Annotated in this window: 8 protein-coding genes; 1 reads left to right on the plus strand and 7 read right to left on the minus strand. The window is 72.4% G+C overall.

Translation table 11 applies throughout. From position 1 onward, the window contains the following. The 4 genes from ACWD0J_RS40375 to ACWD0J_RS40390 all read right to left on the minus strand — a co-directional run. A partial coding sequence (locus ACWD0J_RS40375; RefSeq protein ID WP_451500847.1) for a UBP-type zinc finger domain-containing protein occupies nucleotides 1–374 on the minus strand: 374 nt, incomplete at its 3' end. Then, the gene (locus ACWD0J_RS40380; protein WP_451500848.1) at nucleotides 371–1,831 is read right to left on the minus strand and encodes an ATP-binding protein; all 1,461 of its coding nucleotides are present in this window, start codon (nucleotides 1,829–1,831) and stop codon (nucleotides 371–373) included. The genes ACWD0J_RS40375 and ACWD0J_RS40380, both read right to left, overlap by 4 nt. After that, the gene (locus ACWD0J_RS40385; protein ID WP_451500849.1) at nucleotides 1,828–3,504 is read right to left on the minus strand and encodes an FAD-dependent oxidoreductase; all 1,677 of its coding nucleotides are present in this window, start codon (nucleotides 3,502–3,504) and stop codon (nucleotides 1,828–1,830) included. The genes ACWD0J_RS40380 and ACWD0J_RS40385 overlap by 4 nt, the downstream gene beginning before the upstream one ends. Before the next feature lie 161 nt (nucleotides 3,505–3,665). After that, the gene (locus ACWD0J_RS40390; protein WP_451500850.1) at nucleotides 3,666–4,019 is read right to left on the minus strand and encodes a VOC family protein; all 354 of its coding nucleotides are present in this window, start codon (nucleotides 4,017–4,019) and stop codon (nucleotides 3,666–3,668) included. 76 nt (nucleotides 4,020–4,095) lie between these two features. Here ACWD0J_RS40390 and ACWD0J_RS40395 point away from each other — a divergent pair, with 76 nt between their 5' ends. Continuing rightward, on the plus strand, nucleotides 4,096–4,968 hold the full coding sequence (locus ACWD0J_RS40395) for a universal stress protein (RefSeq protein ID WP_451500851.1): 873 nt from the start codon (nucleotides 4,096–4,098) through the stop codon (nucleotides 4,966–4,968). Nucleotide 4,969: 1 nt separating this feature from the next. On the opposite strand, the gene ACWD0J_RS40400 is transcribed toward ACWD0J_RS40395, so the two are convergent. The 3 genes from ACWD0J_RS40400 to ACWD0J_RS40410 all read right to left on the minus strand — a co-directional run bounded on the left by ACWD0J_RS40400 (nucleotide 4,970) and on the right by ACWD0J_RS40410 (nucleotide 7,942). Next, nucleotides 4,970–6,208 (minus strand): DUF4032 domain-containing protein, encoded by a 1,239-nt coding sequence (locus ACWD0J_RS40400; RefSeq protein WP_451500852.1) that lies wholly within the window; start codon nucleotides 6,206–6,208, stop codon nucleotides 4,970–4,972. A 59-nt stretch (nucleotides 6,209–6,267) separates the two neighbouring features. Then, nucleotides 6,268–7,014 (minus strand): MBL fold metallo-hydrolase, encoded by a 747-nt coding sequence (locus ACWD0J_RS40405; protein WP_451500853.1) that lies wholly within the window; start codon nucleotides 7,012–7,014, stop codon nucleotides 6,268–6,270. Nucleotides 7,015–7,270: 256 nt separating this feature from the next. Beyond that, nucleotides 7,271–7,942: an alpha-ketoglutarate-dependent dioxygenase AlkB gene (locus ACWD0J_RS40410; protein WP_451500855.1), complete on the minus strand. Its 672-nt coding sequence runs from the start codon at nucleotides 7,940–7,942 to the stop codon at nucleotides 7,271–7,273. Nucleotides 7,943–7,964: the final 22 nt, after the last annotated feature.

Consider the following 7,964-nt stretch of genomic DNA (forward strand, 5'->3'; position numbering starts at 1 on the left):
GGGCCGCCAGCACCATCTCCGCGAGGTCCCGGTCGGACCACTCGTCGAAGAACCGGCCGTAGTCGTAGCGGGTCTTGGGGCTGCGCCAGCAGTCGCGCCGCGAGCTCCGGCCCCGACTCGTACAGCTCGTTCGTGGCGTAGTTCCAGTACCAGCCCTCGCCGGGCTCGAAGCTCCGCACCAGGGGGTGCCCCGTGTCCCGGAAATGCGCGGTGGCGTGCTGGGAGGGGGAGGAGTCGCAGCACCCGATGTGGCCGCACTGCGCGCAGCGCCGCAGATGGAACCACCAGCCGCCGCCGGCGTCGCACTCCAGGCAGCCCGCCCCGCTCGGCGGGACGGCGGGGTCGATTCCGTCGATCGCGTGGTCGCTGGTCATACGGGCTCCTCGGATGATGTGCCGGGCTCCGCGGTCGTGAGCGGGAGCAGGACCTGGAAGCGGGTGTCACCCGGCTCGGACTCGACCTGGAGGGAGCCGTGGTGCTTGTTGACGACGATCCGCCAGGAGATGTCCAGGCCCAGCCCGGTCCCCTCGCCGACCGGCTTGGTGGTGAAGAACGGGTCGAAGATACGGCCGCGGATCTCCTTCGGCACGCCGGGCCCGGTGTCGCGGAACTCCACCAGCAGCCGGTCGTGCTCCAGGGCCGTCCGCACGGTCAGGGTCCCCTCCCCGCCCGTGCCGTCGATGGCGTGGACCGCGTTGTCGATCAGGTTGGTCCACACCTGGTTGAGCTCCGCCGGGTACGCCGGGATCTTCGGCACCGTACGGTCGTACTCCTTGACGACCCTGATCCGGGGGCCGATCTTGCCCGACAGCATCAGCAGCGTGCTGTCCAGCAGGTCGTGCACGTCGGCCACCTGGAACGGGGCCCGGTCGAGCTGCGAGTACTGCTTGGCCGCGTCGACGAGATGGGAGATGCGGGTGGTGGAATCGTCGATCTCGTCCATCAACAGCTCGGTCTCGACCGTGTAGTTGAGCCAGCCGATCGCGCTCGGCAGGATCTCCCCGTCCACGGCCGCCGCCACCTGGTCCAGCCAGTCGATGTCGAGACCGGCCTGCACGAAGGTGGGGGCGATCCGCCAGCCCTCCGGGATGTCGTGGTCGTCGAGCCAGTCGGTGACGGCGTCCTCCCGGTCGGAGGCCTCGAGCGGGCTCAGCACAGGGGCCTTGGCGACGCGTTCGGCGGTGCGCTCCTGGATCTCGATGAGGTTCGCCAGGACCTCCGGCGCGTACGAGCCCGCGGAGATCACCCGCAGCTTGTGCCGCATCTTGCCCACGCGCTCCCGCAGCGTCGCGGTCGCCCGTACGGCCGCCGCCGCGGGGTTGTTGAGCTCGTGGGTGAGCCCCGCGGACAACGAGCCGAGCGCCAGCAGCCGTTCGCGCTGCCCGACGGCCTGCTGGGTGCTCTTCGACCCGAAGAACAGCCCCTCCAGCAGGTGCACCGCCATCGGGAACCACTCCTGCATGAAGCGCGCGAACGTCTCGGAGGGCAGCACGAAGAACCGGGTCGGTTCCGTGACGCGCATCGAGTTGTTGTACACCTGGGGCACCCGGTCACCCAGATACGCCTGCATCGCCCCCGCGTACACCCCGCGCTGCGAGGTCCGGCTGACCTCCACGTCGTCGCCGCCGACCCGGCGGGAGAGCACCACCGTGCCCTCGATCATCACGTAGAAGCAGGTGGCGGGCTCGCCCTCGGTGTAGACCGGTCCGGGCTCGAACCTCTCCACCCGCCCCGCGGCGCACAGCCGCCCCAACTGCTCGGGGGCCAGCTTCTCGAACAGGAACAGCGCCCCGATCTCCCGCGGGCTGCACGGCATCGGCCGCCCGCTCACGACTGCTCCAGATACCGGTGGACCAGCATCACGGCCATGGCTCCCTCTCCGACGGCGGACGCGACCCGCTTCGCGGACTCGGCGCGCGCGTCGCCCGCGACGAACACGCCCGCAATGTTGGTCTCCAGGTGGTACGGCGGCCGGTCCAGCTCCCAGCCGGCCGGCGGCCGGCCGTCGGGCGTCAGATCGGGCCCGGACAGGATGAACCCGTGCTCGTCCCGCAGCACCGCGCCGTCCAGCCAGTCGGTCAGCGGGGCCGCGCCGATGAACACGAACATCCACTGCGCGTCGACGAGTTCGCTCTCGCCGCTCTCCACATGCCGCAGCGTCAGCTGCTCCAGGTGCCCGGAGCCGTGCACCGCGTCCACGACCGTGCCGCAGCGCACCGTGATGTTCGGCGCCTCCTCGATCTGCTGGATGAGGTAGTGCGACATCGACGCGGCCAGCGACGGACCGCGCACCAGCAGGGTCACCGACTTGGCGCCCCGGGCGAGGTGCATCGCCGCCTGGCCCGCCGAGTTGGCCCCGCCCACGATGTACACGTCGTGGCCCTGGCAGGAGGCCGCCTCGGTCAGCGCCGAACCGTAGAACACCCCGCAGCCGGTCAGGTCCGAGGCGCCCGGCGCCTCCAGCTGCCGGTACGACACGCCGGTCGCCAGGATCACGCTGTGCGCGGCGACGGCCGAGCCGTCGGAGAACCGGACGACCCGCGCGGAGCCGTTGGCCTCCAGCCCCGTCACCTCGCGCGCGGTGAGGATCTCGGCGCCGAACTTCGTCGCCTGCCGCCGTGCCCGGTCGGTCAGCTGAGCGCCCGACACACCGTCGGGGAAGCCCAGATAGTTCTCGATGCGGGAACTCTGCCCCGCCTGCCCGCCGGTCGCCGACCGCTCCACCAGCACGGTCCGCAGCCCCTCCGAAGCCCCGTACACCGCCGCGCCGAGCCCGGCCGGGCCGCCGCCGATGACGACGAGGTCGTAGAAGTCCGCCGCCGGTGTCGTGGCCAGCCCCACCCGCGCGGCCAGCTCGGGCGCCTCCGGCTCCAGCAGGGGCGTGCCGTCCGGGGTGATCACCAGGGGCAGCCGCTGCCCGTCCTGCCCGGCCGCGGCCAGCAGCCGCTGCCCCTCGGGCTCGTCCGCCGAGTACCAGCGGTAGGGCACCTGGTTGCGGGCCAGGAACTCCCGCACGTCCGACGAACGCGCCGACCAGCGGTGGCCGACCACCTTGGTGGCGGGCACCGGCCTGAAGTCGCTGCGCCGCCACGCCTCCAGAAGGTCGTCCAGGACCGGGTACAGCTTCTCCTCGGGCGGGTCCCACGGCTTGAGCAGGTAGTGGTCCAGGTCGACGACGTTGATCGCGTCGATCGCCGCGCTGGTGTCCGCGTACGCCGTCAGCAGCACCCGCCGCGCCCCCGGATACACGTCCAGGGCCTGCTCCAGGAACTCGATGCCGTTCATCTGCGGCATCCGGTAGTCCGCGAGGATCACGGCCACCAGATCGCCGCGCAGCTTCAGTTCACGCAGCGCCTCCAGCGCGGACTCGCCGGACTCCGCGCGCACGATCCGGTACGACTCGCCGTAGCGGCGCCGCAGGTCCCGGGCGACGGCCCGGGAGACTCCCGGGTCGTCGTCCACGGTCAAGATGACGGTCCGCGTCGCGTCCGCGGCCTGTGCCATACGTCTCCCACCCCGAGGTCGGACCGACGGCACGGCGCGCCACGTTGTCTTTCAGCCGCCGTGCCGGCTCCAGGCCATCGTATGTTCGATCGCCATCGTCCGCTTCGGGATGTCCGCGACGGTGCGCTACCGGCACAGGACAGGGCACACGCGGCCAACTCTCAGGCGCGGCGCGCGCCCAGCACGCAGAACTCGTTGCCCTCCGGATCCGTGAGCACGACCCAGGTCTGCTCGCCCTGGCCGACGTCCGCCTGCCGTGCCCCGAGGGCGAGCAGCCGGGCCACCTCGGCCTCCTGGTCGGCGGGCCGGAAATCGAGGTGCAGGCGGTTCTTGACGGTCTTGCCCTCCGGCACCGGCACGAAGAGCAGCCCCGGCAGGCGGTCCTTCTCCGGCCGGATCTCGTACTCCTCGGGATCGTCGGTCACCACCACCCACCCGAGCGCCTCGGCCCACCACCGGCCCAGGGCCACCGGGTCGGCCGCGTCCACGACAAGCTGCTCCCACTCCAAGGTCATCCCGACAGCGTAGTGAAGACTGGGACCGACGCACATGAACACGACACACGACACACGACACAGGGGAGGCACCCGTATGACACGCCCGATCACGGCAGGGGTCGACGGAACCGAGGAGAGCCTGGCCGCGCTGGCCTGGGCGGCCCGGGAGGCGGCCCGCCGAAAGCTCGCTCTGCGGGTGGTGCACGCCTGGCGGTACCAGTCGCACGAGGTGGTCGAGGCGGCGAACCCCGACGTCCAGGCCGGCTGGGCCCGGGAGGCGGTGGGCGAGGCCGCCCGGACCGTCACCGAGCGGCACCCGGAGCTGGAGGTGTCCACCGACGTGGTCCAGGGTCCCGAGGTGGAGGCACTGGTCGCCGCGGCGGCGGACGCCGAGATGCTGGTGCTCGGCTCACGCGGCCACGGCCGGGTCGTCGGTTTCCTGGTCGGCTCGGTCGGCCAGCAGGTGATCGTGGAGGCGGCGCGGCCGGTCGTGCTGGTGCGTGCCGGGGACGAGCCGGCGGCCGAGGCGGCGGGCCGCGAGATCGTCGTCGGCCAGCAGGGCGACCCGGAGGACAGCGCCGAGGTCCTGCGGTTCGCCTTCGAGACGGCCGCGGCGCGCGGCGCCACGGTGCGTGCGGTACGGGCCTGGACGCTGCCGCCGGTCTTCGCCTACAGCCCCGGTTCGCTCAGGCTCCTCGACGAGGCCGGCGGTCTGGAGCCGTACGAGAAGAAGGCGCTGTCCGCGGCGCTCCAGCCGTGGCGGGACCGCTTCCCCGAGGTGCCGGTCGTCGAGCACGTGGAGATGGGCAGCGCCGGGCAGGTCCTGCTGTCGGTGGCCGGGCGGGCCCAGCTGATGGTGGTCGGACGCCGCGCCCGCCGGACGGCGGTGGGCGCCCGCATCGGATCGGTGGCTCACGGGGTGCTGCACCACGCGGGCTGCCCGGTGGCCGTGGTGCCGCCGGCCTGAGTCAGTCGGCGGAGGGGGTGGGCTGGAGGGTCTCCCGTGCCTTGGGGAGGATGTTCTCGATGTAGTCCTGCACCGCCGTGTCCAGCCCTATGTCGTGCTGCGCGCGTTCGGACAGGTACCAGCGGTGTTCCAGCAGCTCGTGGTAGATCTCGGCCGGGTCCATCGAGCCGCGCAGTTCGAGCGGCACGGCCCGCACGGTGGGGCGGAACACGTCCCGCACCCAGCGGTGGGCGAGTACCTCGGGGCGCGCGGCGAGCGGGTCGCCCGGGGCGTAGTCGTCCTGGGTGGCCATCCAGCTCTCCAGGTCGTTCAGCAGCCGGCGGGCCTGGTTCTCCTCGGCGTCCAGGCCGGTGAGCCGCAGCAGCTGGCGCTGGTGGTGGCCCGCGTCCACGACCTTGGGCACGAAGGTGACCGTGTCGCCGTTGGAGGAGTGCTCGATCTGCATCTCGGCCACGTCGAAACCGAGCTCGTTGAGTCGGCGGATCCGGCGTTCGATGTAGTGGTACTTGCCCGCCGGGTACACCGACCTGCGGGTCAGCTCCTGCCACAGGCCCCCGTAGCGGGCGCAGATCTCCTTGCCGAACTCGACCGGGTCCACGGACGGGTGCAGCGCCCCGGACGCCTCCAGGTCGAGCAGTTCGCCGCTGATGTTGACGCGGGCCAGCTCCAGGTCGTAGTCGCGCTGCCCGGGGCTGAGCTGCGGATGCAGGTCACCGGTCTCGGCGTCCACGAGGTACGCGGCGTACGCGCCCGCGTCGCGCCGGAACAGCGTGTTGGACAGGGAGCAGTCGCCCCAGGCGAACCCGGCGAGGTGCAGCCGCACCAGCAGCACGGCCAGCGCGTCCATCAGCCGGTGCATGGTCGCGGGCCGCATCGTCGTCTCGAACATCGACCGGTACGGCATCGAGCCGCCCAGGTGGCGGGTGACCAGCACCGGCTCCAGCGGGGCGTCGTCGGCGTCGGTGCGCCCGGTGACCACGGCCAGCGGGTCGACGGCGGGGATGCCGAGCCGGTCCAGGTCGCGCAGCAGCTCGTACTCGCGCAGCGCCGGGCGTTCGGCGAGCTCCTTGACCGCGATCACCTCGTCGCCGGCGCGGGCGTAGCGCACGACGTGGCGGGAGATACCGCGCGGCAGCGGCACGAGGTACTTCTCGGGCCACTCCTCCAGGGGGAGGTGCCACGGCAGTCCGAGCAGGAGCGCGGGGTGCTCCGGATTGGTCGCGCTGATCTGCAGAGCCATGGGTCGCGTGTCCTTCTGTCGCGTCGTGCGTGGTGCCTCGCGGTGATCGTCACCTCACCTTAGAGCGCGCGCTCCCGGGCCTGAAGCGCCGCTTCACGGACCGGACCGCGGTGCGCGGGCCCGTGCCCGGGCAGCAGCAGATCGCCCTCCAGCCCTTCGAGCACCTCCAGCGACGCCACGGCCCGGGCGCGCTCGTGGTGGAACATGTCGGGCAGCAGCTGCGGCCCCTCGGCCCGGGAGGTGGGGTGGCCGCTCACCAGGGCGTCGCCCGAGATCACGATGCCCCGGTCCGGGAGGTGGAAGGCGGCGTGGCCGTCGGTGTGGCCCGGGGTGTGCACGGGGACGGGACGGCCGGGCAGGTCGAGCGGGCCCGTCGTGGGGAACGGCCGGGGCGAGGCGACCGGGACGTGCGCGGTGCCGCCGGAACGGATCGCGTGCACGGCCCACGGCAGCACACCTGGCCGCCACCCGTTGCGCAGGACCGCCTTGACGTCCACCTGGTGCAGGAACTCCCGGCGGGCGTGCGGCACTTCGGCCTCGTGCAGGTACACGGGCGTGCCGTGGGTGGCGCGCAGGTACTCGGCGGAGCCCAGGTGGTCGTTGTGGGCGTGCGTGATCAGGACGGCCGCGACCGCCTCCGGCGAACTGCCCACCTCCGTCAGGGAGGCGAGGAGCTGCTCCCGGTCGCCGGGGTAGCCGGTGTCGACCAGCGTCACGGCGTCCCCCTCGGCGAGGATCACCCAGTTCGTGTTGCTGCCGTGCACCAGATAGGCGCCGTCGGCTACGTGCTGCACGTGTGCCCGCATGATCGTCCCCGCCTGGTGAGTCGCTGCTCGACGGGCACAGCAAAGCAGATGATCACGGGGCCGGGATCAGCGGGTCCGGGATCGCCCGCGCGCCGCTCGGACCCGCCTTGCCCCACCCGTGCCGCCCGGCGGAACGAGGCCCGGGCCGCCTCCGGCACCGTCCGCCGAGGCAGCCCCCGCGCGCGTAGCGGCCGCCCTCCGCCCCGGCGCACGCTGTCCTCGTGCCTCACAGCGCATGTCGTGCGGCCGGGACTCCTCAGTGCACGTCGTGCGGCCGGAACTGGATGCTGATGCGCGGTCCCGCGGCACGCGCGGTCTTCGGTATCGAGTGCTCCCAGGTCCGCTGGCAGGAGCCGCCCATCACGATCAGGTCGCCGTGCCCGAGCGGCCGGCGGATCGTGTCGCCGCCGCGCGCCGGGCGCAGCAGCAGGTCCCTGGGGGTGCCCACGGAGAGGATCGCGACCATCGTGTCCTCGTGCGCGCCCCGTCCGATCCGGTCGCCGTGCCAGGCGACGCTGTCCCGGCCGTCGCGGTAGTAGCACAGCCCCGCGGTGGTGAAGGGCTCGCGCAGCTCCTCGGCGTAGTGCGCGCCGAGCGCGTCGCGGGCCTCCGCCAGCAGCGGGTGCGGCAGCGTGTCGCCCGCGCCGTAGAACGCCAGCAGTCGCGGTACGTCGACGACCTGGTCGTACATCTTCCGGCGCTCCGCGCGCCACGGCACGTCGGCGGCCAGCTGTTCGAACAGGACGTCGGACCCGCTGAGCCATCCGGGCAGCACGTCGATCCAGGCGCCGAGGCCGAGGCCGGTCCGGCGGATCCCGTCGAGGGGGCCGAGCCTCAGCTGGTCGGTCTGGTCGAACAGGGAGCCCTGGAGGTGGTGCCTGGTCGTGAGTCCAGCGTACTCCTTAATCGAAAGTGTGTTCCATTGCATGTGTTCCTGGTGGTTCCCTTCA

It is taken from the genome of Streptomyces sp. NPDC003011 (assembly GCF_053591515.1).

What these genes read in the sequence shown, in the direction of transcription:
- ACWD0J_RS40385 (WP_451500849.1), bottom strand. Translation starts at nt 3,504, where the DNA reads ATGGCACAGGCCGCGGACGCGACGCGGACCGTCATCTTGACCGTGGAC.
- ACWD0J_RS40390 (WP_451500850.1), bottom strand. Translation starts at nt 4,019, where the DNA reads ATGACCTTGGAGTGGGAGCAGCTTGTCGTGGACGCGGCCGACCCGGTG.
- ACWD0J_RS40395 (WP_451500851.1), top strand. Translation starts at nt 4,096, where the DNA reads ATGACACGCCCGATCACGGCAGGGGTCGACGGAACCGAGGAGAGCCTG.
- ACWD0J_RS40400 (WP_451500852.1), bottom strand. Translation starts at nt 6,208, where the DNA reads ATGGCTCTGCAGATCAGCGCGACCAATCCGGAGCACCCCGCGCTCCTG.
- ACWD0J_RS40405 (WP_451500853.1), bottom strand. Translation starts at nt 7,014, where the DNA reads ATGCGGGCACACGTGCAGCACGTAGCCGACGGCGCCTATCTGGTGCAC.
- ACWD0J_RS40410 (WP_451500855.1), bottom strand. Translation starts at nt 7,942, where the DNA reads ATGCAATGGAACACACTTTCGATTAAGGAGTACGCTGGACTCACGACC.